Source organism: Saccharopolyspora erythraea, assembly GCF_018141105.1.
Lineage (GTDB): Bacteria > Actinomycetota > Actinomycetes > Mycobacteriales > Pseudonocardiaceae > Saccharopolyspora_D > Saccharopolyspora_D erythraea_A.
In genome coordinates, this window is record NZ_CP054839.1 from 7,532,512 (window position 1) to 7,553,518 (window position 21,007).

The following is a 21,007-nucleotide window of genomic DNA, read 5'->3' on the forward strand; positions in this document are numbered from 1 at the left end:
CCGGGGTGCGGCCCCGGAGGTCACTCCCACTCGATGGTGCCCGGCGGCTTGGACGTGACGTCCAGCGTGACCCGGTTGACCTCGGAGACCTCGTTGGTGATCCGGGTCGAGATGCGCTCCAGCACGTCGTAGGGCAGCCGGGTCCAGTCGGCGGTCATCGCGTCCTCGCTGGAGACCGGGCGCAGCACGACCGGGTGGCCGTAGGTGCGGCCGTCGCCCTGGACGCCGACCGAGCGGACGTCGGCCAGCAGCACCACCGGGCACTGCCAGATGTCGCGGTCCAGGCCGGCGGCGGTCAGCTCCTCGCGGGCGATGGCGTCGGCGGCGCGCAGCGTCTCCAGCCGGTCGGCGGTGACCTCGCCGATGATCCGGATGCCCAGGCCGGGGCCGGGGAAGGGCTGGCGGTGCACGATCGTCTCGGGCAGGCCCAGCTCCAGGCCGACCCGGCGCACCTCGTCCTTGAACAGCGCGCGCAGCGGCTCGACCAGGCCGAACTGCAGGTCGTCCGGCAGGCCGCCGACGTTGTGGTGGCTCTTGATGTTGGCCGCGCCGGAGCCGCCGCCGGACTCGACCACGTCCGGGTAGAGCGTGCCCTGCACCAGGAAGTCGATCTGCTCGCCCTCGGCACCGGCCTCGGCCTGCAGGTCGCGGGCGGCCTGTTCGAAGACCCGGATGAACTCCCGGCCGATGATCTTGCGCTTCTCCTCCGGGTCGGTCACCCCCGCCAGCGCGCCGAGGAACCGGTCGCGCGCGTCGATGGTGACCAGCCGGACGCCGGTGGCGGCGACGAAGTCGCGCTCGACCTGGGCGCGCTCACCGGCGCGCAGCAGGCCGTGGTCGACGAAGACGCAGGTGAGCTGGTCGCCGACCGCGCGCTGCACCAGCGCCGCGGCGACCGCGGAGTCCACGCCGCCGGAAAGGCCGCAGATCGCGCGCTTGTCGCCGACCTGCTCGCGGATGGCGGCCACCGTGTCGTCCACGATGGACGAGGTGGTCCAGGCCGGGCGGATGCCTGCGATCTCGTGCAGGAAGCGGCGCAGCACCTCCTGGCCGTGGGGGGAGTGCGCGACCTCCGGGTGGTACTGCACGCCGGCGAGCCGGCGCTCGACGTTCTCGAACGCCGCGACCGGGGTGTCCTTGCTGCCCGCGGTCACGGTGAAGCCCTCCGGGGCCTTGCTCACCGAGTCGCCGTGGCTCATCCACACCGGGTGGTGGCCGGGCAGGTCCTCGTGCAGGGTGCCGCCGTCGCCGGTGACCGCCAGCTCGGTGCGCCCGTACTCGCGGGTGCCGGTGTGCTCGACGGTGCCGCCGAGCGCGGCGGTCATGGCCTGGAAGCCGTAGCAGATGCCGAACACCGGCACGCCCGCGTCGAACAGGGCCGGGTCGACCTGCGGCGCTTCCTCGGCGTAGACGCTGGCCGGACCGCCGGAGAGCACGATGGCGGCCGGGTCGCGGCGCGCGATCTCCTCGACGGGCGTGTCGTGCGGGACCACCTCGGAGTAGATCTGCGTCTCCCGCACGCGGCGCGCGATGAGCTGCGCGTACTGGGCGCCGTAGTCGACGACGAGGACGGGACCCCGCCCCTGGCTGCTAGCGGTACCGGACACGTCGTCGAAACCTCCTGCCGAAAGCTTTGGCCGTCATTGTCCCAGGTAACCGAGGCCACAGCGGCACCGGCCCCGCGGCCTCGACGCCTGTCTCCGATCGTTGGAGCGGCGCGGCCGCTCGGCCCACCCCCGCCACCGGCACCGCCGACGAGGCGGGTTCGAAGACGGCCTCTCAAGCCCCCAAGTAGGCCAGTACGGCGAGCACCCGGCGGTGGCCCGATTCGCCCACCGGCAGGTCGAGCTTGGCGAAGATGTTGCCGACGTGCTTGAGCACCGCCCGCTCGGTGACCACCAGCCGGGCCGCGATCTCCGGGTTGGCGTATCCGGCGGCCATCAGCGACAGGACCTCGCGTTCCCTGGGCGTCAGCGCGGAGATCGGATCGTGCCTGCGGGTGAGCAACTGGGCCACGACCTCGGGGTCCATCACGGTGCCGCCCGCGGCGATGCGGCGCAGGGCGTCGACGAACTCGTCCACCCGGGAAACGCGGTCCTTGAGCAGGTAACCCACGCCGCCGCGGCCGTCGGCGAGCAGTTCGCGGGCGTAGGTCTCCTCGACGTACTGGGAGAACACCAGAACCGGCAGCGCGGGCCGCAGCGCGCGAGCCCGCACTGCCGCCCGCACGCCCTCGTCGCGGAACGTAGGCGGCAGCCGCACGTCGACCACGGCGGCGTCGGGCGGATCGGCGGCGACGGCTTCGAGGAACGACTCCGCGTCGCCGGTCACCGCAGCCACCTCGATGTCCGCGGTGCCCAGCAGCAGCTTGAGGCCCTCGGCGAGGATCACGTTGTCCTCGACGATCACGACCCGCACGGCAGGCTCACCCGGATCGTGGTCGTCCCGTCGTCCGGGCTGTGCACGCTGGTCGTACCGTCCAGCGCGGCGACCCGGTGCCGGATGCCCGCGATCCCCGAGCCCCTGCTCTCGTCGGCACCGCCCACCCCGTCGTCGCCGACCTCGACGCGCAGGTCCTCGCCGACTCGGGTGAGTGTGGCGTAGGCACGGGTGGCCACGGCGTGCTTGGTGACGTTGCTCAGCGCCTCGGCGACGACGAAGTAGGCGGCGGCCTCGACGGCGGCGGGCACGTCGCCGAGCCCTTCGGCTCTGATCGCCGTCGGAACCGCGCAGCGGCTGCCGAGCGCCGACACCGCGCCGGAGAGGCCGCGGTCGGCCAGGATCGGCGGGTAGATCGTGCGCACGACCTCGCGCAGGCCGGTCATCGCCTCCTCGGCTCCGTCCCTGGCCTCGCGCAGGAGCCGGGCCGCGGTCTCCGGGTCGTCGCGGAGGGCCTTCTCGGCCACTCCCAGCCGCATCGCCAGCGCGACGAGCTGGGCCTGCGCCCCGTCGTGCAGGTCGCGCTCGATGCGGCGCAGCTCGGCGCCGTGGGCCTCCACCGCGCCCTCCCGGGTCTGCGCCAGCTCGTCCACCCGCGCGGCCAACCGTTCCTCGGTCGCGCGGCGCCGCGACGGCGAGAGCAGCGCGAGCGTCGCGCGCGCCTGTCCCCGCGCCAGCGCGGGGACACCCCACAGCAGCAGGACGAGCGCGACCACGAGCTGCGCGGTGCCGGTCACCAGGACGACCGGCCACGACGTCGACCGGACGCCCAGCAGGCTCACGCCACCGGGGATCAGCGGCCAGATCAGCATCGACACCACGGTGACCGGCGCCGCGACGAGCCCGGCGAAGGCCAGCAGCGCCGAGAGGGTGCCGGTGACGCCGTGGACCGGCAGCCACAGCAGGTGCCGCCACGTCGAGGGCGCGCGGACGACGGCGGCGAACCCGGACGGCGCCGGGCCGGTCACCACCGGCACCCCGAGGAAGCGGCCCGCCCGCTGCCGCTCCCACTGCGCCCAGCGGTGGATCGCCTCCGTTCCCACCGGCAGCAGGAAGAACCCGATGCCCAGCGCGACGCTGACGCCTGCGAACAGCACCAGCGGAATCGCCAGCAGCGCGGTGAGCCCCGAAAACAGGCCGGGCAGCAGGAAGTTCCCGTCCGCCAGCGCGCGACGCGGAGCCGGGAACCCTCGGCGCAAGTCGGTAGCCATCGCCCCACTCTTCGTCCAGCGCCTCCGCGGTCGAAGGCTTCGATCGGCAGTCTGCCGAGCCGGGAGCGCCTCGGCAGTGGAGTGCACGACACCTTCGGCAGGGGTGGTCGCCACCTGATGCGCGGCCGGTTCTCCGCCATAGCGTCGGTCTCATGATCCCAGTGGTTGATCCCGCGCAGGGGCGAACCGGTGTTCAGTGGCGCCCGGTGCTCGCCTTCACCGCGCTCGCGTATTCCGGCATGTGGCTGGCGATGTCGCCGTTGTGGCTGGCCGGGTTCCGGCGCACGGGCGGCGCCGAGGCGATGGGCGTGCTCGAGCAGATCCGCGTCGCGGCGGCGATGCTGACCCCCGCGCTGGCCGCCGTCGTCGTGCTGCGCCGCACCGAGCCCACGGGAAAGCTGAGGGCCGCGTTGGCGCTGACCTGGCCGAAGGGCACGGCGAGGCGGTGCCTGCTGGCGCTGGGCACACCGCTCGCGCTGACGCTGATCTCGCTCGTGGTGGGCGCCGCGGCGGGGACGTATCACGCCGACCTCGCCGACATGTCGGGCTTCCGAAGCCGCTTCGCGCCGGAAACGCTGGGACAACCCGGAATTCCGTGGGATGCGCTCGGCTGGTGGCTGGGCGGACTGCTGCTGCAGATGGCGGTTTCGCTACCGCTCTTCTTCGGTGAGGAGCTGGGCCGGCAGGGCTATCTGCTGCCGAGGCTGGCTCCACGCGGTCCGGCGTTTCGCCTTGGCCGGCACGGGTGTGGTGTTCGCGCTCTGGCACCTGCCGACGCTGCTGCTCGGCGGCCAGTACCCGGACACGCCGTGGGCGGTGTCGATCGGGGCGTTCCTGGTGTCGTGCGTGCTGGTCGTGCCGGGGTTCACCTGGTTGCGGACGCGGTCGGCGTCGGTCGTCCCGGCGGTCGTCGCCCACACCTTCGCCAGCACCGCCGCGGTCCAGCTCCCGTGGGTCTTCGCCGACGCCGGCCAGCCGCCGCATCCGCTGCACGCCGGACTGATGGCCTGGCCGGGCTGGGTCGCCGTCTGCGGCCTGCTCGCGGTCCTGTGGTGGCGGAAAGCGCGCTGAGACCTGGGACGCGAGGCTATGCGGAGGGCGTCCGCAGTGCGGCGGGGGCGTCGGCGGGGACGGCGGGCGCCTTGGGCGCGACCGGCTCGACCCGCCGATAACCCTCCTCCTGCGCGGGACGCGGGTCCGCCTCGCCCTTGTTCGGCCACAGCGCGAAGGCCCGCTCCGCCTGCGCGGTGATCGTCAGCGACGGGTTCACGCCGAGGTTCGCCGAGATCGCCGAACCGTCCACGATGGACATCGTCGGGTAGCCGAACGCACGGTGGTAGGGGTCGACGACGCCGTGCTCGGCGTCCTGGCCGATCGGGCAGCCGCCGATGAAGTGCGCCGTCATCGGCATGTCGAGCAGCTCGCCCCACGTGCCGCCCGCGATGCCGCCGAGCTTCTCGGCGACCCGGTTGTTGGCCTCCTCGCCCGCAGGGATGTAGGTCGGGTTCGGAGCACCGTGGCCCTGCTGCGAGGTAAGGCGCCTGCGGCCGAACAGGCCCTTGCGCAGCTTCGTGGTCAGCGAGTTGTCGAGACTCTGCATGACCAGCAGGATCACCGTGCGCTCGCTCCAGTTCCGCACCCACAGCAGCCGCAGCGAGAAGATCGGGTGCCTGCCGAGGAAGCGCAGCCACTGCTTCCAGCGCGGCACCGGCGAACCGCCCGACGTCGGCAGGGTCTGCAGCATGCCCATGGCGTTGCTGCCCTTGCCGTAGCGCACCGGCTCGATGTGGGTGTCCTCGTCGGGGTGGAACGACGAGGTGATCGCCACCCCGGTCGAGAAGTCCTTGCCCGGCAGCACCTTCGGGGTCTGCGCCCCGATGATCGCCTCGGAGTTGGTGCGGGTGAGCACGCCGAGCTGCTCCGACATGCGCGGCAGGTCACCGCGTTCGCGCGCCCGGTGCAGCAGGTTCTGGGTGCCCCAGGTCCCGGCGGCGACGACGACCTGGTCGGCGGTGAAGACCTTCGAGTCGCGGTCGAACCCCGCCCCGGTGCGCCGCGTGCCGATGCGCCAGCGGCCGTCGGCGCCCTGCGCGAGCCGGTGCACGGTGGTCAGCGGCCACACCTCGGCACCGCCTTCCTCCGCCAGGTAGAGGTAGTTCTTCACCAGCGTGTTCTTGGCCCCCACGCGGCAGCCCGTCATGCACGCGCCGCACTCGGTGCAGCCGGTGCGCGACGGCCCGGCACCGCCGAAGTACGGGTCGGCGACCGGCTCACCCGGTTTGCCGAAGTAGACCCCGACCGGAGTGGGGTGGTAGCTCTCGCCCACCCCCATGTCCTCGGCGACCTCCCGGATCACCACGTCCGACGGGGTGGTGGTGGGGTTGGTGACCACTCCCAGCATCCGGCTCGCCTGGTCGTAGTGCGGGGCGAGCTCGTCCTCCCAGTCGGTGATGTGCGCCCACTGGGGGTCGGCGTAGAACGGCTTCAGCGGCCGGTAGAGCGTGTTCGCGTAGACCAGCGAGCCGCCGCCGACGCCGGAGCCGGCGAGGATGAGGACGTCCCGCAGCAGGTGGATCCGCTGGATGCCGTAGCAGCCGACCTGCGGGGCCCAGAGGAAGTTGCGCAGGTCCCACGAGGTCTTCGCGAACTCGTCGTCGGCGAACCTGCGGCCGGCTTCGAGGACCGCGACGCGGTAGCCCTTCTCGGTGAGCCGCAGGGCGGCCACGCTGCCGCCGAACCCCGACCCGATCACCACGACGTCGTAGTCGTGCTCCCCGTCACGTGAAGACATGAGCGACAGGGTAAACGTAATTACTCGCGAGTAGATAGACCTGAAGGGTGAAAGCTACCGCGAGTAGGGAGACGGTTCCCGGACCATGTAGGTCGGGTTCCGGCCCATTTGGTACCTAGCGTCCGGCCCCATGCCCGAGATCCGCCCACACCACATCGACATCCCCGAGGCCGACCTCGACGACCTGCGCGCCCGGCTGGCCACCGCCCGGTGGCCCGACGAGCTGCCCGGCGCGGGGTGGGTCCGGGCGCGCTGCCGCTGCTGGTCACCCACGGGTGGCCGGGCACGGTCGCCGACTTCGCGGGTATCGTCGAGCCGCTCACCGCCCCGTCCGACGGGCGCGACGCCTTCGACCTCGTCATCCCTTCCCTGCCGGGCTTCGGCTTCTCCGGCCCCACGACCAGCACCGGCGTGAACCTGCGGCGCACCGCCCGCGCGTGGGCGGAGCTGATGCGGCGCCTCGGCTACGACCGCTACGGCACCCAGGGCGGCGACTGGGGCGCGAAGGTGCACCGCGAGCTGGCCCTGCTCGCCCCGGACCGCGTCGTCGGCATGCACGTCAACGGCGGCGTCGGCAGCCCATCCGGCGATCCGGCCGAACGCGAGGGGCTCAGCTCCCGCGAGCTGGCCGCGCTGGCCGACCTCGACCACTTCCTCACCCACCGGCTCGGCTACGCCCGCATCCAGGGCACTCGCCCGCAGACCCTCGCCTACGCCCTCCTCGACTCCCCCACCGGGCAGCTCGCGTGGAACGCCGAGCTGCTGGAGTGGTTCGACGCCCACGCCCTCGGCGAGAACCGCATCGACCGCGACCAGATCCTCACCAACGTCTCGATCTACTGGTTCACCCGGACCTCGGGAGCCGCCGCCCGCGTCTACCGGGAGGCCGAGCCCGACGCCTGGGGACCGCAGCAACCGTGCGCGGTACCGACCGGCGTGGCGATCTTCGCCGGCGACCGCGGCATCCGGCGGTTCGCCGAGCGGGAGAACAACGTCGCGCACTGGTCGGAGTTCGACCGCGGCGGCCACTTCGCGGCCCTGCAGGCCCCGGACCTGCTCGTCGACGACGTCCGCGCGTTCTTCCGATCGCTGCGCTGAGAGCGTGCGGGCAGGGGCTAGCGTGTGGCGGACGACGGCAGAGGAGGTCACCGCCTTGACCGACGACAGCGCTCGCGGCGGCGATGGTGCCGACGGCATCGCCGAGTTCGCCTTCGAACTCGGGGTCCTGAAGCGGATGCGACGCGCGGGCTGGTGGCACGTCGGCGTCCGGGACCCGGAGTCGGTCGCCGAGCACAGCCTCAGGGTGTCGCAGCTCGCCGGGCTGATCGCCGCCCAGGAAGGCGCCGATCCCGCCCGCGCGGCCTTCCTCGCGGTGGCACGACAGCCAGGAGACGCGGACCGGGGACATCCCGCACACCGCGCGGCCCTACCTCGGTACCGGCCCGTCCAACGAGGAGATCACCGCGGACCAAGTGGCGCGGATGCCCGACCCCGCAGCGCGGACCGTCCGGGACGCGGTCGCCGAGTACGAGGCGCAGGAGAGCGTCGAGGCGCGGTGCGCCAAGGACGCCGATCGGCTGGAATGCCTGGTCCAGGCGGTCGAGTACCGCTCGGTGGGTTACCAGGGCGTGCAGGCGTGGATCGACTCGTCGCGGCGGGCGCTGGTCACCGGCACCGCCCGGCGGATCGCCGACGCCGCGCTCGACATGTCCCCGCTGGCCTGGCGCGACCGCTGACGCGACCGGCCGCTGCGCGACCACCGACGCCACTACTCGATCGCCGCACGCTGGCCGCTGACGGTGCCCGGGGCCGCGTGCCCCGGGCGGCACCACCGGCCTCAGCGGCGGAGCATCAGGCCGACCTTCTGGAACTCCTTCAGCTCCCGGTAGCCGGTCTTGGCCATCGCGCGGCGCAGGCCGCCGAAGAGGTTGAGCACGCCCAGCGGGTCGCTGCTGGGACCGAACAGCACGGTCTCCAGGTCGGCCCCGGCACCGTCGAACGCGGTGATCTCGCTGCGCGGCAGGCTCGGATGGGCCGCCGCCGCGGTCCAGTAGTAGCCCTGCGCCGGGGACTCCGACGCCTCCGCCAGCGCCTCGCCGAGCATGACCGCGTCGGCCCCGCACGCGATCGCCTTGGCGATGTCACCGGAGAAGTTCAGCGCGCCGTCAGCCAGCACGTGCACGTAGCGGCCACCGGTCTCGTCGAGGTAGTCGCGGCGCGCGGCGGCGGCGTCGGCGATCGCGGTCGCCATCGGCACGCCGATGCCCAGCACCTGGGTCGTGGTCGCCGACCGCGACTCGCCGAAGCCGACGATCACCCCGGCCGCGCCGGTGCGCATCAGGTGCATCGCTGTGCGGTAGTCGCCGACACCACCGGCGATCACCGGGACGTCCAGCTCGGCGATGAAGCGCTTGAGGTTCAGCGGCTCGCCGTCGCGCGCGACGTGCTCGGCCGAGACGATGGTGCCCTGCACCATCAGCACCTCGACCCCCGCGGCCAGCAGGTGCGGGGTCAGCTCCTCGGCGTGCTGCGGGCTGACCCGCGCCGCCACCGTGACCCCGGAGTCCTTGACCTGCTTGATCGCCAGCGCCAGCAGGTCGGGGCGGATCGGCGCGGCGTGCAGCTTCTGCAGCAGCTTCTGCGCGACCGCCGGGTCGCTCTCCTCCTCGGCGGCGCGCACCACCTCGGCCAGGCGCTCCTCGACGTTCTCGTGCCGCGCCCACAGGCCCTCGGCGTTGAGCACGCCCAGCCCGCCCAGCTCACCGACGCGGACCGCGGTCGCAGGCGAGACGATCGCGTCGGTCGGGTGCGTCACCAGCGGGATGTCGAAGCGGTAGGCGTCGATCTGCCAGGCCAGCGAGACGTCCTTGGACGAGCGGGTACGCCGTGACGGCACGATCTCCACGTCGTCGAGGTCGTAGCCGCGCATGGCCGTACGGCCCATGCCGATCTCCACCAGATCCCGCACGTCAGTCCCTTCCTCGCGGCACCGCTGTCCAACGAGACATTGTCTCTACGGCATCCGTGTGACGTGCATCCGGGGCACCCGGTAGCACCCGGTGCACGCTCGGCCACCAGCAGCGGCCGAGCCCGGGCCCGTGGCGCCGGCCCGTGGCCGGGCCGCGCCCCCGGCGCTCAGCGGGTCGTGTAGTTCGGCGCCTCGACGGTCATCGTGATGTCGTGCGGGTGGCTCTCCTTGAGCCCCGCCGCGGTGATCCGGACCAGGTTGGCGTTCTGCAGCTCCGGGATCGTGGTGGAACCGGTGTAGCCCATGCCCGAGCGCAGGCCGCCGACGAGCTGCGCGACGACCTGGGACAGCGGTCCGCGGAACGGCACCCGGCCCTCGATGCCCTCGGGGACCAGCTTGTCCTCGGACAGTACGTCGTCCTGGAAGTAGCGGTCCTTGGAGTAGGACTGGCCCTGGCCGCGCGACTGCATCGCGCCCAGCGAGCCCATGCCCCGGTAGACCTTGAACTGCTTGCCGTTGACCAGCACCAGGTCACCCGGCGACTCCGCGGTGCCCGCCAGCAGGCTGCCCAGCATGACGCTGCTCGCCCCGGCCGCGATCGCCTTCGGGATGTCACCGGAGTACTGGATGCCGCCGTCGCCGATCAGCGGCACGCCCGCGGGGCGGCACGCCTGGTCGGCCTCGTAGATCGCGCTGATCTGCGGCACGCCGACGCCCGCCACGACGCGGGTGGTGCAGATCGAGCCGGGCCCGACACCGACCTTGACCGCGTCGGCGCCCGCGTCGACGAGCGCCTGCGCGCCCGCGCGGGTCGCGACGTTGCCGCCGATGACGTCGACGGAGTTACCGAGCTCCTTCTTCAGCGTGGCCACCGTGTCCACCACGGCGCGGGAGTGGCCGTGCGCGGTGTCCACCACGAGCACGTCGACCCCGGCGTCGACCAGCGCCATCGCGCGCTCGTGCGAGTCGGCGCCCACCCCGACCGCGGCGCCGCACAGCAGGCGGCCGTCCGGGTCCTTGGTGGCCTCGGGGTACTGCTCGGTCTTGACGAAGTCCTTGACCGTGATCAGGCCGCGCAGCTTGCCCGCGTTGTCCACGATCGGCAGCTTCTCGACCTTGTGCCTGCGCAGCAGCCCCAGCGCGGCCTCGGCCGTGACGCCGACCTGCGCGGTCACCAGCGGCGCGGAGGTCATGATCTCCCGCACCTTCCTGGTGTGGTCGACCTCGAAGCGCATGTCGCGGTTGGTGATGATCCCGACCAGCGTGCCGTCGGGGTCGGTCACCGGGACACCGGAGATGCGGAACTTCGCGCACAGCGCGTCGACGTCGGAGAGCGTGTCCTCCGGCGAGCAGGTCACCGGGTCGGTGACCATGCCGGCCTCGGAGCGCTTGACCACCTCGACCTGGGCGGCCTGCTCCTCGACCGAGAGGTTGCGCTGCAGGATCCCGACCCCGCCCTGGCGGGCCATCGCGATCGCCATCCTGGCCTCGGTGACGGTGTCCATCGCCGCGGACAGCAGCGGGACGCGCAGCCTGATGTTGCGCGACAGCTGGGTGCCGGTGTCGACGCCGCTGGGGATGACGTCGGACTCGTCGGGCAGCAGCAGCACGTCGTCGAAGGTCAACCCGAGGCTCGCGAACTTCGAGGGAAAGCCGGGTGCGGTGAGTTCGCTGGTCATGGCGGGGGCGTGCCTTCCTTCAAACTACGGTCCACAACCGAAGGGTGCGGGCGGTCTTGGGTGGCGCCGGGTCGCTGGCATGGGTTGCAACGCTGACTCGGCGAGGGGGATTCCAACATGATAGAGACCGCTGGTCAGTGCCCGGATGCCCCGTCCGTGGGCAGCTGCCGTGCGCGGCCGTCGCGGTCCGCGCCGGCCGACGCCGCAGGGCAGCCCAGCCGACGCCGAACGTCGCGGGACTGGACGTAGCCGGTACCGTGCGGGCCGTGCCGCACGATCCGTTGCCCCCAGACCCGTTCGCGGGTGACCCGGACGACCCGAGCATGACGCTCGGCGATCACGATCCCGAGTTCGGCCCGCCGCTCGGCGACGAGGAGCAGGCCGAGCTGCTCGCGGACCTGACCGATCTGTCGGTTTACCAGGCGCTGCTGGAGCCCCGAGGCGTCCGGGGCATCGTCGTGGACTGCACCGACTGCGGTGAATCTCACTACCACGACTGGGAGCTGCTGCGCGCCAGCCTGGAGCAGCTGCTCAACGACGGCCGGATGCGCCCGCACGAGCCTGCCTTCGACCCCGACCCGGAGCAGTACGTGACCTGGGAGTACTGCCGCGGCTTCGCCGACGGCGTGACCGAGTCGGAGAACGAGAACAGCCACTGAGCCGGCGTCCGACCGGCGCCGCCCAGGCCGAGGCGACGTTCCGCCACCTCGATCAGCGAGCCGCCCGGACCCGAAGAGACGCGGAGCGGCCGACCGTCCTTGGCGTCGGCAAGACCCCGCCCGCCGGAAGAAGGGCCCCGCCTGCGGCAGGGCCCTTTCCTCGGTTCGATCAGTTGGACGGGAACAGCCCCGAGCCCCACGACGGGCCCGTGTTGCTCGACGGGTGGTCGGTGCTGCCGCTGCCGCTGGTCTCGCTCGGCCGGGACGAAGTCTCCGTCGGCTGCGTCGACGTGCTCGGCGTCGTCGACGGCGTGGAGGTCGGCGGCGTGGGCGGCGGCGGGACCGACCCGCTCGGTGGCGGCTGCGGCACCGACGACGACGAGGACAGCTCGGTCGAGCTCGACGGCGAGTCGGGGGACCCGGTGCCGTCCTCGCCCATCCGCGCGGTCAACGACGCGTGCGCGGCCTGCAGGTCGTCCAGACCGTGCTCGGCGTCCACGTCCTGCATCATGTCGTGCGCCCGGTCCAGCGCGGCCTCCGCGCTGTTGCGGTCGCCGAGGTCCAGTGCCCCTTCGGCGCGGTGCAGGTCGTCCTTCGCCGACGACGCGGCCTGCGCCATCCGGGCGTGGTCGGTGTAGAGCACCTGCGCGACACCCCACAGCGCGTCGCCGGGCATGGCGTCGCGCGCGGCGAGGCCGACACCGGTGAAGGTGATCATCAGCACCGCGGCCGCGGAGGCCACCGGCACCAGGTGCCTGCGCTTGAGCCTGCGCCGGGGCCGACGGGCCTCGGCGATCGTGGCGACCGCGGTGTCGACGTCGACGAGCTCGCCGATCGGCGCGGCGTCGATGTCCTGGCGCCACGCGACCAGCAGCGCGTCCAGCGTGGGATCACCGCCGGCGGCCGGGACGTCGGGGTTGGTGCCGCCGAGCATGTCCAGCAGCGCGTCGTCCGCCTGCAGCTCGGACAGGTCGACCCGCTCGCCCTCTTCGCCCTCGTCCAGCGCGACCAGTTCGTCGGCGTCGGCGTCGGGGCGCGGCCGGAAGGCGATCACCTCGGCGGTCCGGTCGGATCGCTCCGCGGCGGCGGCCGATCCGTCGGAAGTCTTGTCGGAGCCGGATTCCGCCCGCTGCGCGGATTCCTCGCCACGGGACACATCGTCGCCGGCGACGTCCGCTGCGGAAATCTGCTCCTGGGGAACGGAAATCCACTCGTCAGCGCCGGTTGCCGGCTCCTGTGCCCGCGTACCGTGCGAGTCGGCCGCACCGATGGCATGCTCGGTGGTACCGCCGGACTCCTCGGCGTCGCGCGGTCCGGAAACCCGCAGGCCGGCCGCGTCCTGCCGACCGGAGGCCGTGTTGCGGGTGCCAGTGGTCCCAGACTCAGCGGAGTCGGAAACTCGGTGGTTTTCGTTCAGTTCGGTCCTATCGCCGGCGTCGGCGGAGCCGGGAAGTGCCTCCCGGTCGTCCTCGACGCGCGAACGGTCGTCCTGCTGGCCGGACTCGACACGGTCGTGTCCCGCCTCTTCACCCCCGGGCCCTTTCCGCTCAGCCACTCAGACCACCTCCTCCGCGGACAGCGTCTTTCTCAGCCGGGCCAATGCACGGTGCTGTGCCACTCGCACCGCCCCCGGCGTCGAACCGACCGCTTCGGCGGTTTCCTCCGCGGACAACCCGACGACCACCCGGAGCAGCAGGATCTCCCGCTGCTTGGCCGGGAGGACGCGCAGAAGTTGCGCCATCCTGCCCGAAAGCTCACCTTGCATGGCCCGCTGCTCTGGTCCGGCCTCGGATTCCGGGGTGTCCGGAACGTCCGCGACCGGTTCGGAGCGGTTGCGGGCCGACGCGCGGTGCGCATCAGCCACCTTGTGTGCGGCGATGCCGTACACGAACGCCAGAAACGGACGTCCCTGGTCCCGGTAACTGGGCAACGCCGTGAGAACGGCGAGGCACACTTCCTGGGCGACGTCGTCCGCCGAAGCGAACGAACGCTCGTTACGTCCGACTCTGGCGCGGCAGTACCGCACCACCAAAGGACGGATTTCGGCCAGCAAGCGCTCGATCGACTGGCGATCGCCGTCGACGGCGGCGCTTACAAGAGCGTCCAGCCCGTCCCCCACGTTGGTCATCGCAGACAGCAGCCCTGGTGTTACGCGTTCAAGCGACTCGGATTGTCCCGGCGAACTTCGCGTGCACCGCACGCCGCGCCGAGCTCACCGTACCGGGCAGAGGTCGATCCCTGAACAGGGAGTGGGGGCAGGCGGCCGTGGTCGTCACCTCTCCACACTTACCAGATGCCGCCGTTTCCCACGTTTGCCGAGGCAGGCGAACGGGTGAACCGAGTCCAACGAAAGAAATGATGATCTTGGCGACTCCACCGGAACGACGGATCAGCGCGGGAGTCGCCGGACACGCCGAAGCCTGCTCCCGCGCGCCTCGTCCGGACTGATCGTGGCGCTCGCCACGTAAAGCAGGGGGCCGGGGGCCCGCCCGGTACGACCATGTGTCCTCGAGAGAGTGACGCGGATCATGGTCCTGCCGGGCGGCTTCCCGGATCGCCGATGCCGGAGCAGGCTCGTCGTGAGTGGAGTCACAGAGCAGGAAGGTGCACCTGCTCGACGGATCAGGCGACCAGACCGCGCCGGAACCCGTGGGCCACGGCCTGGGCCCGGTCGCGCACGCCGAGCTTGCGGAACAGCCGGCGGGCGTGGGTCTTGACCGTGTCTTCCGAGAGGTAGAGCTCGCGGCCGATCTGGCCGTTGCTCTTGCCCTGGCTCATACCGCGCAGCACCTGGAGCTCGCGCTCGGTCAGCTGCACGCCGGGGTCCGAGGGCTGCCGGGGAGCGGGCACCGAGGTGCTCGCGAGCGTGTGCGCCAGGGCCGCGACCAGCTCCGGCCGCGAGGCGTCCCAGCGGAGGTAGCCGCGGGCACCGCCGGCGATCGCCGCCGCGATGCTGCCCGCGTCGTCCGGGGCACCGAACACGATCACGTTCGCTTGGGGGTGGGCCGAGACAAGCCGGCGCGTGGCCTCCACACCGTTGGGGACGGCGCGTTGGGTACCGACGAGCACGACGTCCACGGCTTGCCGCGAAAAACGGGCGAGCAACTCGTCACCGTGTGCTACGCAATCTATCCGGCTCACTCCGGGGACAGCAGACATCACACGAGTGAGCCCTTCCCGGACGCTACGCCGGTCATCGCAGATCAGGACCGTCGTCACGGGAACTCCTTCCTGCAGGCGAGTGACGTTCCATAACCCCTATCGGACGCCTTGGGCCAAACCTTGACACGATCCGGTGCTTAATCCGTCAAGAAATTCTGCGGCCCCGCGGACGGACCCGGTTCACCGGAACGGAGCACTGCCCGACACGAGCGGAGCAGCGAACCGCGATCAAGGCCCATAGCTGCGGAATTCACCCGAACGCACTCCGTTCCGGACCGCCATCGCCCGTCTTCGTGAAATCGCTTCACTCACCCGCACACCACTATGTGATTTGCGACACACTGAGCTTAACTCAGGCGAGCACGGTCTCGGAGACGCGTGCGACCGCCGTGCCCAGTGAGTCGAGCAACTCGACATGTGCCGGCAGCGGCTCCTGTGCCCAGCCCGCTCCGGCCACGAACGCGCGCGCCCGCTGGCGGGTGATGGGGATGTCGCCGATGAGCTTCACCGAGGCGTAGTTCGGCTGCCCCGCCCACAGCACCACCGCCGCCGGGGCGGCGCGGCGGACGGCGGCGTCGAGCCCCTCCCTGGGCAGCGCGGCGCCGAACAGCCGGTGCCCGACCCGGTTGGCGGCCAGGGCGGCGGCGAGCGCGACCAGCTCCAGCTCCTGACCCTCCCCGGGCACCGGCGCGAGGACGACAGGGCGCGGGTTGAGCGGTGCCGCGGCGCCGGCGATGACCGACCGCAGCGCGGTCGAGGCGCAGTCCGACAGCAGTTGCAGGGCCTCGACGCCGGTGCCCGAGCGCTGCCACCGCTCGCTGATCGCCCGCAGCACCGGCTGGAGCACGTCGTTCCAGGTCGCCACCACGCCGTCGGCCACGACCGACTCGAGCAGCAGCCGCTGGATAGACCAGGAGTCGAGCGCCAGGGCGGCCCGGCCCAGCCCGCGCGCCCGCGGCCCGGCACCGGTGAGCTTCAGGCCCCGGCCACCGGTGTTGGTGCCCGGCTCGAGGGCGTTCGCGCCGTCGTCGCCGTCGAGGACACCGGAGAAGAGCACCGGCTCGTCCGCCTCGCCCTCCACGTGCGCCGGGGATCCGGACTCGGCCGAGTAGCGCTGCGGCAGCGGCGCGGTCGTGGACCGGGCGAACCGGGCGGCCTCGGCCGGTGAGGCGCCGCGCAGCAGGGCGCGCTGCATCTGCTCCAGCCGCGCGATGTCGTCGGGGCCGTAGCGCCGGTGACGGCCGGTGGTGTGGTCGCTGGGCCCGAGCCCGTACCTGCGGTCCCACGTGCGCAGGGTCGCCGGGGCCACGCCCAGTCGGCGGGCGACCGCCGCGACGGTCAGCCGCGGCTGGTCGCCATCGACGCCGGGGGCACCGCCGGAATGCCCGGATTCGCCGATGCGAGTGGAGTCGTCCTGCCCTTGCGCAGGTTCCGGCGTCGTCACCCGGCACATGTTCCGGTTCCGGGGCGACCGGAGCAAGCCGGTGCGCGGCGGATCTTGCTGATCAAGGAGATCACTCCAACGGTGAACAGCTTTTGACTCGATAAGGGTTGAACAAGTTTTGGCGCGGTTCTACCGTAGATCGCGCGAGGCCGCGGCGGTCGCCGCGGCAGGGAGGGGATCCACCACTGGAGGTGGTTGTCGCAATGGCGGACACTCGACGTCTTCCAGGACCGAACGCCGATATCTGGGATTGGCAGATACGGGGCTCCTGCAGAGGCATGGACAGCGCGTACTTCTTCCATCCCGACGGCGAACGGGGGCCGGCGCGGGCCCGGCGCGAGGCGAAGGCAAAAGAGGTTTGCCAGCGTTGCCCCGTACTTGAGCAGTGCCGACGGCACGCACTCACGGTGCAGGAGCCGTACGGAATCTGGGGCGGGCTGTCCGAATCCGAACGCGAAGTGATCATAAAGTCCCGCAAGCGCCGGGTCGCCGCGCTGGCCAGCTGACCTGGCAGAAGCGGCGGACCCGGCATCGCCGGCCGCACCGGCCGCCGAATGACCACGAGGGGCGTCATTCGTCGGCGTGGCGGGGTGGCGATACACCTCGGGGCGGCACCCACGTGGGTGCCGCCCCGAGTTCTGTTCGCGTGGCGCGCCGTTCACGGCCACCACCGTCACGAACGTCAGTGCGAGTGGCCGTGGCCGTGCCCGGCCGCCGCGGAGTCCTCCTCCTCCGGCTTGTCCACCACAGCGCTCTCGGTGGTGAGCACCATGCGGGCGATGGAGGCCGCGTTGGCGACGGCGGAGCGCGTCACCTTCAGCGGGTCCACGATGCCCGGCTGGACCAGGTCGCCGAAGGTCAGCGTCGCGGCGTTGTAGCCCTGACCCCAGTCCAGGTCGCGGACCTTGGAGACCACGACCGCGCCCTCCTGGCCCGCGTTGCTGGCGATCCAGAACAGCGGGGCCTCCAGGGCGGTCCGGACCAGCCGGACGCCGGTGGCCTCGTCACCGGAGAGGCCCAGGTCGCCGTTCAGCTCCTTGGCCGCGTGGATGAGGCTGGAGCCGCCACCGGGGACGCTGCCCTCCTCGGCCGCGGCCTTGGACGCGGCGACCGCGTCCTCGATGCGCGACTTGCGCTCCTTGAGCTCGGTCTCGGTGGCCGCACCGACCTTGATCACCGCGACGCCGCCGGCCAGCTTGGCCAGCCGCTCCTGCAGCTTCTCGCGGTCCCAGTCGGAGTCGCTGGCCTCGATCTCCTTGCGGATCTGCTCCGCGCGGGCCTTGACGTCGTCCTGCGGGCCACGGCCGTCGACGATGGTCGTGGTGTCCTTGGTGACGGTGATCCGGCGGGCCGAGCCCAGCACCTCGGGCCCGACCTCGGACAGCTTGAGACCGACCTCGGGGGCGATGACCTGGGCACCGGTGACGGCGGCCAGGTCGTCCAGGAACGCCTTGCGGCGGTCGCCGAAGTACGGGGCCTTGACCGCGACGACCTTGAAGGTCTTGCGGATGGCGTTGACGACCAGCGTCGACAGCGCCTCGCCCTCGACGTCCTCGGCCAGGATCAGCAGCGGCTTGCCGCTCTGGGCGATCTTCTCCAGCAGCGGGAGCAGGTCCTGGATGCTGGAGATCTTGTCCCGGTGCAGCAGGATCTGCGCGTCCTCGAGGACGGCTTCCTGGCGCTCGGAGTCGGTGACGAAGTACGGGGAGACGAAGCCCTTGTCGAACTGGACGCCCTCGGTGATCTCCAGCTCGGTGGCCAGCGTCGAGGACTCCTCGATGCTGATGACGCCGTCCTCGCCGACCCGCTCCATCGCCTCGCCGACCAGCGCGCCGATGGACTCGTCGCGGGAGGACACGGTGGCGATCTGGGCGATGTTGTCGCGGCCCTTGACCGGGGTCGCCTTGGCCTTGAGGGCGTCGACCACCGCGTCGGTGGCGGCCTGGATGCCCCGGCCCAGCGCGGTCGGGTTGGCACCGGCGGCCAGGTTGCGCAGGCCCTCGCGGACCAGCGCCTGGGCCAGCACGGTGGCGGTGGTGGTGCCGTCGCCCGCGACGTCGTTGGTCTTGGTGGCGACGTTCTTGGCGAGCTGGGCGCCCAGGTTCTCGTAGGGGTCTTCCAGCTCGATCTCGCGGGCGATGGTCACGCCGTCGTTGGTGACCTGCGGCCCGCCGAACTGCTTGTCCAGCACGACGTGGCGGCCGCGCGGGCCGAGGGTGACCTTAACCGCGTCGGCGAGCTGGTTCACGCCGCGCTCCAGCGCCCGGCGGGCCTGCTCGTCGAAAGCGATCTGCTTAGCCATTGGTTCAACAGCCCTTCGGTTTCGAAGAAGGGGAGCTCAACGGGCTCCCGGCATGCGACCGCCCCGGAGGTCCCGGTGGGACCGCCGGGGCGGTGGGTGCTCGCGGTGGCGAGTCGTCAGTTGACGACGGCCAGCACGTCGCGGGCGGAGAGGATCAGGTACTCCTCGCCGTTGTACTTGACCTCGGTGCCGCCGTACTTGGAGTAGATGACGACGTCACCTTCCTTGACATCCACCGGGATGCGGGTGCCCTTGTCGTCGACGCGGCCCGGGCCCACGGCCAGGACCTTGCCCTCCTGGGGCTTTTCCTTGGCGGTGTCCGGGATCACGATGCCGGACGCAGTCGTCGTCTCGGCCTCGCTCGCCTGGACAACGATCTTGTCCTCAAGCGGCTTGATGCTCGCCACGGTGTGACCTCCACCTTCTGGGGCCTTCGAAGCGTTGGCTGGTTTCACGACGGCTCCGTGACTCCCCGCCGTCGCGGGTGCCGGGGCGCTCCGGCGCCGTTCGTCTAGCACTCTACCCATGCGAGTGCCAGCGCTCAACAACGGGCTGCCGAGATCCCCGCGACGACCACCCGTCCGAGGTTGCGCCGTTCGTCGGCAGACACGGCGGCGCGCGGTGTTCATCATGCGATCACCAGATACACGAATCTTTTTCATTTTTGGTGCGCAGACTCCACCGCGAGCTCAAAGGGAGGAACCCGATGCCCGAACCCGCTGGTGAACGCCACGCCCTGACCCGAAGGACCCTCATCGCGGCCGCGGGCGCGACCGCCGCGCTCGGCCTGGCCGCCGGACCCGCCAGGGCCGGCACCAGTGCCGACCCGTTCACCCTAGGCATCGCCTCCGGTGACCCCGCGTCGGACGGCTTCGTGCTCTGGACCAGGCTGGCGACCGAGCCGCTCGCCGATGACGGGCTCGGCGGGATGCCCGCCCGCGCGGTCGAGGTGCAGTGGGAGGTCGCCGAGGACGAGCGCTTCGCCGGCGTGGTGCGCCGCGGCACCGAGCGGGCCGCGCCCGAGCTGGGCCACTCCGTGCACGTCGAGCTCGCCGGGCTGCGCCCCGGGCGCGAGTACTTCTACCGCTTCCGCTGCGGGAACCACCTCAGCCGGACCGGCCGCGCCCGCACCGCTCCGGCCGCGGGCACCCTCACGTCCCCGCTGACGATGTGCTTCGCCTCCTGCGCGGCCTGGGAACACGGCTTCTACACCGCCTACCGCCGGATCGCCGAGGACGACCCGGACCTGGTGCTGCACCTGGGCGACTACCAGTACGAGTTCGGCCACCTCGGCTACCCGGTGCAGTCGGGCGTCGCCCGCCGGGTCGAGGGCGGCGAGACGTTCACGCTGGCCGACTACCGGCGCAGGCACGCCCAGACCAAGACCGACCCGGACCTCCAGCTCGCGCACTCGGTCGCGCCGTGGCTGGTGGTGTGGGACGACCACGAGGTCGACAACAACTGGGCCGACGAGCACCACGAGATCTGGGGCGACACCGAGGAGTTCCTGGAGCGCCGCCGGGCGGCTTTCCAGGCGTACTACGAGAACATGCCGCTGCGGCGGTCGTCGGTGCCGCAGGGCATCGACATGCAGCTCTACCGGCGGGTGCGCTGGGGTGCGCTGGCGAACCTCCACATGCTCGACACCCGGCAGTACCGCAGCGACCAGGCGTGCGGCGGACTGCTCGGTCCGTGCGGGCAGGAGTCGGACCCGAGCCGCACGCTCACCGGCGACGAGCAGGAATCCTGGCTGCTGGGAGGGTTCCGCGAGTCCCGGGCGCGGTGGGACCTGATCGGCCAGCAGGTCATGATGGGTCAGCACGACAAGCTGGCCGGGCCGCTGAAGGTCACCGACATGGACACCTGGGACGGCTACACGGCCTCCCGCGACCGGATCACCCGCGGCTGGGTCGATGCGGGTGTGCGCAACCCGGTCGTGCTCACCGGTGACATCCACGAGCACTACGCCAACGACCTGAAGCTCGACTACGACGACCCGGACTCACCGGTCGTCGGCGCCGAGCTGGTGACCACGTCGGTGACCTCCAACGGCGACTCCGCGGGCGAGGAGTTCGGCGGTGATCCGGAGAACCCGCACATCCGCTTCCACGACACCATGCGCGGCTACGTGCGGACCAAGGTCACCAGCACCGAGCTGAGGGCGGACTTCCGCGTGCTCCCTTACGTGTCCAGGCCTTACGCCCCGGCGGAGACGAAGGCTTCCTTCGTGGTCTCCGACCAGGTTCCGGGGCTGCGGGAAGCGTCCACCTTCGCGCGCTGACGGCGTGCGGGGCCCGGAATCGGCTCGTGGGAACGGATTCCGGGCTCCGCGGCCGACGGGTTCGGCGGCGC

18 protein-coding genes and 1 pseudogene are annotated in these 21,007 nt (G+C 71.8%); 6 read left to right on the forward strand and 13 right to left on the reverse strand.

Annotation, left to right across the window (positions count from 1 at the left end; translation table 11 throughout):
- Positions 1-20: 20 nt before the first annotated feature.
- The 4 genes from guaA to HUO13_RS37935 form a co-directional block, all read right to left on the reverse strand.
- Entirely contained in the window at positions 21-1,607 is a 1,587-nt protein-coding gene (guaA, locus tag HUO13_RS33715; RefSeq protein ID WP_211898924.1) for a glutamine-hydrolyzing GMP synthase, read from the reverse strand.
- Between the two features lie 172 nt (positions 1,608-1,779).
- Positions 1,780-2,418, reverse strand: coding sequence for a response regulator transcription factor (locus HUO13_RS33720; protein WP_211898925.1), 639 nt, complete (start codon positions 2,416-2,418; stop codon positions 1,780-1,782).
- Entirely contained in the window at positions 2,406-3,650 is a 1,245-nt protein-coding gene (locus tag HUO13_RS33725) for a sensor histidine kinase (RefSeq protein ID WP_211898926.1), read from the reverse strand. The genes HUO13_RS33720 and HUO13_RS33725 overlap by 13 nt, the downstream gene beginning before the upstream one ends.
- A 193-nt stretch (positions 3,651-3,843) precedes the next feature.
- Positions 3,844-4,116 (reverse strand): hypothetical protein, encoded by a 273-nt coding sequence (locus HUO13_RS37935; RefSeq protein WP_249124275.1) that lies wholly within the window; start codon positions 4,114-4,116, stop codon positions 3,844-3,846.
- 266 nt (positions 4,117-4,382) lie between these two features.
- Here HUO13_RS37935 and HUO13_RS37940 point away from each other — a divergent pair, with 266 nt between their 5' ends.
- Positions 4,383-4,721, forward strand: coding sequence for a CPBP family glutamic-type intramembrane protease (locus tag HUO13_RS37940; protein ID WP_249124276.1), 339 nt, complete (start codon positions 4,383-4,385; stop codon positions 4,719-4,721).
- Positions 4,722-4,737: 16 nt separating this feature from the next.
- Here HUO13_RS37940 and HUO13_RS33735 read toward each other — a convergent pair whose 3' ends face one another.
- Complete coding sequence (locus HUO13_RS33735; protein WP_211898927.1) at positions 4,738-6,441, reverse strand: GMC family oxidoreductase N-terminal domain-containing protein; 1,704 nt, start codon at positions 6,439-6,441, stop codon at positions 4,738-4,740.
- 210 nt (positions 6,442-6,651) lie between these two features.
- Between HUO13_RS33735 and HUO13_RS33740 the strand changes: the two genes are divergently transcribed.
- Together HUO13_RS33740 and HUO13_RS33745 are read left to right on the forward strand one after the other, a co-directional pair.
- A complete protein-coding gene (locus tag HUO13_RS33740; protein WP_349253348.1) occupies positions 6,652-7,539 on the forward strand; it encodes an alpha/beta fold hydrolase in 888 nt (295 codons plus the stop codon).
- Positions 7,540-7,594: 55 nt separating this feature from the next.
- Positions 7,595-8,177, forward strand: a pseudogene (locus tag HUO13_RS33745) (HD domain-containing protein).
- 101 nt (positions 8,178-8,278) lie between these two features.
- On the opposite strand, the gene HUO13_RS33750 reads toward HUO13_RS33745, so the two are convergent.
- The gene (locus tag HUO13_RS33750) at positions 8,279-9,409 is read right to left on the reverse strand and encodes a GuaB3 family IMP dehydrogenase-related protein (RefSeq protein WP_211898928.1); all 1,131 of its coding nucleotides are present in this window, start codon (positions 9,407-9,409) and stop codon (positions 8,279-8,281) included.
- Between the two features lie 167 nt (positions 9,410-9,576).
- Positions 9,577-11,088 carry an IMP dehydrogenase gene (guaB, locus tag HUO13_RS33755; protein WP_211898929.1) on the reverse strand — a complete coding sequence of 504 codons (1,512 nt, stop codon included), beginning with the start codon at positions 11,086-11,088 and terminating at the stop codon, positions 9,577-9,579.
- A gap of 257 nt (positions 11,089-11,345) precedes the next feature.
- On the opposite strand from guaB, the gene HUO13_RS33760 reads away from it, so the two are divergent.
- Positions 11,346-11,747, forward strand: coding sequence for a DUF5319 domain-containing protein (locus HUO13_RS33760; RefSeq protein ID WP_211898930.1), 402 nt, complete (start codon positions 11,346-11,348; stop codon positions 11,745-11,747).
- A gap of 169 nt (positions 11,748-11,916) precedes the next feature.
- Here the strand turns inward: HUO13_RS33760 and HUO13_RS33765 are convergent, their stop codons facing one another.
- The 4 genes from HUO13_RS33765 to HUO13_RS33780 all read right to left on the reverse strand — a co-directional run bounded on the left by HUO13_RS33765 (position 11,917) and on the right by HUO13_RS33780 (position 16,353).
- Positions 11,917-13,302: an anti-sigma-D factor RsdA gene (locus HUO13_RS33765; protein ID WP_211898931.1), complete on the reverse strand. Its 1,386-nt coding sequence runs from the start codon at positions 13,300-13,302 to the stop codon at positions 11,917-11,919.
- Entirely contained in the window at positions 13,303-13,875 is a 573-nt protein-coding gene (locus tag HUO13_RS33770; RefSeq protein WP_021341376.1) for a sigma-70 family RNA polymerase sigma factor, read from the reverse strand.
- 494 nt (positions 13,876-14,369) lie between these two features.
- A complete protein-coding gene (locus HUO13_RS33775; protein WP_029621413.1) occupies positions 14,370-14,966 on the reverse strand; it encodes a response regulator transcription factor in 597 nt (198 codons plus the stop codon).
- A gap of 295 nt (positions 14,967-15,261) precedes the next feature.
- On the reverse strand, positions 15,262-16,353 hold the full coding sequence (locus HUO13_RS33780; protein ID WP_211898932.1) for a MerR family transcriptional regulator: 1,092 nt from the start codon (positions 16,351-16,353) through the stop codon (positions 15,262-15,264).
- Positions 16,354-16,556: 203 nt separating this feature from the next.
- Between HUO13_RS33780 and HUO13_RS33785 the strand changes: the two genes are divergently transcribed.
- On the forward strand, positions 16,557-16,859 hold the full coding sequence (locus HUO13_RS33785) for a WhiB family transcriptional regulator (RefSeq protein WP_021341378.1): 303 nt from the start codon (positions 16,557-16,559) through the stop codon (positions 16,857-16,859).
- A 176-nt stretch (positions 16,860-17,035) separates the two neighbouring features.
- On the opposite strand, the gene groL is transcribed toward HUO13_RS33785, so the two are convergent.
- Both groL and groES read right to left on the reverse strand, forming a co-directional pair.
- On the reverse strand, positions 17,036-18,655 hold the full coding sequence (groL, locus tag HUO13_RS33790) for a chaperonin GroEL (protein ID WP_211898933.1): 1,620 nt from the start codon (positions 18,653-18,655) through the stop codon (positions 17,036-17,038).
- 116 nt (positions 18,656-18,771) lie between these two features.
- The gene (gene groES, locus HUO13_RS33795; protein ID WP_009943351.1) at positions 18,772-19,062 is read right to left on the reverse strand and encodes a co-chaperone GroES; all 291 of its coding nucleotides are present in this window, start codon (positions 19,060-19,062) and stop codon (positions 18,772-18,774) included.
- 299 nt (positions 19,063-19,361) lie between these two features.
- Between groES and HUO13_RS33800 the strand changes: the two genes are divergently transcribed.
- Entirely contained in the window at positions 19,362-20,936 is a 1,575-nt protein-coding gene (locus HUO13_RS33800) for an alkaline phosphatase D family protein (RefSeq protein WP_211898934.1), read from the forward strand.
- Positions 20,937-21,007 lie beyond the last annotated feature (71 nt).